Below are 2,664 nucleotides of genomic sequence, written 5' to 3'. Positions count from 1 at the left end.
GCTCACCCCCGAGCAGGCCGAGCGCCACACGGTGCGCGCCTACCTGTCCGGCGACGACGGGTGGAACCCCGCATGAGGACGAAGACCTGGGCGCCCTACGCGCTGATCGCCCCCACGCTGCTGCTGATGGCGGTGTTCCTGGTCTACCCCATCGGCAGCGTCCTGCACTACAGCCTCCAGGACTACAACGTCACCCAGCCCTGGAAGAACGGCTTCGCCGGGTTCGAGAACTTCCGCGTGATGCTCTTCGAGGACCCGCTGTTCTGGCAGAGCCTCCAGTTCAGCGCCAAGTGGGTCGTCGTCGAGGTCGGGTTCCAGCTGGTGCTCGGCCTGGCGCTCGCGCTGATCGTCAACGAGACCTTCATCGGCAGGGGCCTCGCCCGCGCGCTGGTGTTCTCGCCCTGGGCGGTCTCCGGCGTGCTCACCACCGGCATCTGGATCCTGCTCTACAACCCGTCCACCGGCATCTTCCAGCAGCTCGCCCAGTGGGGCGTCGGCGACGCGGGGACCTCGGTCCTGGGCAACCCGGACACGGTGTTCCCGGCGACGGTGGTGACCGAGCTGTGGCGCGGCGTCCCGTTCTTCGCGATCATGCTGCTGGCCGACCTCCAGACCATCCCGAAGGACCTGTACGAGGCGGCCTCGGTCGACGGCGCCAACCGGTGGCGGCGCTTCCTCAGCGTCACCCTGCCGCACCTGCGCGACGCCATCGTGCTGTCCACGCTGCTGCGCGCGGTGTGGGAGTTCAACAACGTCGACCTGATCTACACCCTCACCGGCGGCGGACCCGCCAACCAGACCACCACGCTGCCGCTGTACGTGGCGCGCAAGGCGGTCGACTCGCACGACTTCGGGTACGGCTCGGCGCTCACCGTCGCCGGGTTCGTGATCCTGCTGTTCTGCTCGATCCTCTACCTGCGCCTGTCGAAGTTCGGGAGCCGAACGTGACCGAGACCCTGGTCAGGCCCGCGGTCGACTCGCCGCCGCCGACACCACCGCAGCGCCGCCGCAAGAGCGGCCACCACGACCCGAGCCGGGTGTTCCGGCTGCACCTGCCGCTGCTGCTCTACCTGCTGTTCACCCTCGTCCCGTTCTACTGGATGCTGGTGTTCGCCCTGCGCCCCACCGGTTCCACCGCGCTCGTGCCGTGGCCGATGACGCTGGAGCACTTCGACACGGTGTGGAACGGCATCGGGTTCGGCGTGTTCTTCACCAACAGCATGATCATCGCCGGGGGCACGCTGGTCGCGGTGAGCGTGCTGGCCCTGATGGGCGGCTACGCGCTGGCCCGCTTCCAGTTCAAGGGCCAGCGGGTGTTCCTGCTCGCGCTGCTGTGCAGCCAGTTCATCCCCGGCGCGATGATGCTCATCCCGCTGTTCGTGATCTTCCGCGAGGCCGGGCTGCTCAACACCCTCACCGGCCTGGTCATCGCCGACACCGCGTTCCAGCTGCCGCTCGCGCTGATCCTGATGAGCGGGTTCGTGCGCAACGTGCCGGTGGAGCTGGAGGAGGCCGCGATGGTCGACGGCTGCTCCCGGCTGCGGGCGTTCTTCGCCGTCACGCTGCCGCAGCTGCGGCCCGCGCTGGTCGCGGTCGGCTCGTTCGCGTTCATCGGCGCCTGGAACAACTTCCTGTTCGCGCTGATGTTCGCCTCCAAGCAGGACAAGTTCACCCTCCCCGTCGGGCTCAGCTACGCCCTGGGGGAGTTCAACACCGACTTCGGGGCGCTCGCCGCGGGCGGTGTGGTCGCCGCTGTCCCGGTGGTCCTGGTTTTCGCCGTCGTGCAGCGGTACCTGGTGCAGGGGCTCAGCGCCGGTGCCGTCAAGGGATAGGAGAGGCATGAGGAGAGCACTTCTGGTCGCAGCCGCCGCCGCGCTCGCGCTGGCGGGGTGTTCCAGCGGCCCCGCGGACGGCAAGGTGACGATCACCTTCTGGGACAACAACGGCGGACCCGGCCGCACCCCGATCTACGAGGAGCTGATCAAGCGCTTCGAGGCGGCCAACCCCGACATCCACGTCGACTACGTCGGCATCCCCAGCTCGTCCGTGCAGCAGAAGTACGACACCGCGATCGCGGGCGGCGGCACGCCCGACGTCGGCGGCGTCACCACCTCGTACCTGTCCAACATGATCGGGCAGGAAGCCCTGGTCCCGCTGGACGAGAAGGTCGACGGCGGCCCGCTCAAGGGCAAGCTGCTGCCCAGCCTGGTCGAGACGGTCCGGCAGACCGCGCCCGACAACAAGCTGTACTCCGTCCCGTCCTCCGGCAACATGGACGTGATCTGGTACCGCACCGACTGGTTCGCCGAGAAGGGCGTCCAGCCGCCGAAGACCTGGGACGAGTTCACCGCCGCCGCCGAGAAGCTCACCGACACCTCGGCGAACCGGTACGGCTACACCATCCGGGGCGGCGCGGGCTCGGTGTTCCAGCTGCTCACCGAGGCGTACGCCTACTCCGGCACGGACTCGTTCTTCGAGGGCGGCAGGTCCACCGTGGACGACCCCGGCAACGCCGACCTGGTGGAGAAGGTCGCGGCCCTGTACAAGAAGGCCACGCCCGAGGCGGACGTCAACAACAACTACACCCAGATGGTCGCCCAGTTCACCGGCGGCTCGGCGGCGATGATGCACCACAACCTGGGCTCCTACGGCGACGTCACCAAG

3 protein-coding genes are annotated in these 2,664 nt (G+C 68.5%); all 3 read left to right on the top strand.

What is annotated here, in order from left to right; translation table 11 throughout:
• Positions 1-72: 72 nt before the first annotated feature.
• Positions 73-948: a carbohydrate ABC transporter permease gene (locus tag ACTUAL_RS01310; RefSeq protein ID WP_440898970.1), complete on the top strand. Its 876-nt coding sequence runs from the start codon at positions 73-75 to the stop codon at positions 946-948.
• On the top strand, positions 945-1,832 hold the full coding sequence (locus ACTUAL_RS01305) for a carbohydrate ABC transporter permease (protein WP_096492393.1): 888 nt from the start codon (positions 945-947) through the stop codon (positions 1,830-1,832). Before ACTUAL_RS01310 ends, ACTUAL_RS01305 begins: the two co-directional genes overlap by 4 nt.
• Before the next feature lie 7 nt (positions 1,833-1,839).
• On the top strand, positions 1,840-2,664 hold an 825-nt coding region (locus ACTUAL_RS01300), incomplete at its 3' end, for an ABC transporter substrate-binding protein (protein ID WP_440898969.1).

The organism is Actinosynnema sp. (assembly GCF_052038725.1).
This window is presented reverse-complemented; position numbering and strand designations above follow the sequence as displayed.

Excerpts from the sequence above, each read along its gene's own strand:
- ACTUAL_RS01310 (WP_440898970.1), top strand. The coding sequence starts at position 73 with ATGAGGACGAAGACCTGGGCGCCCTACGCGCTGATCGCCCCCACGCTG.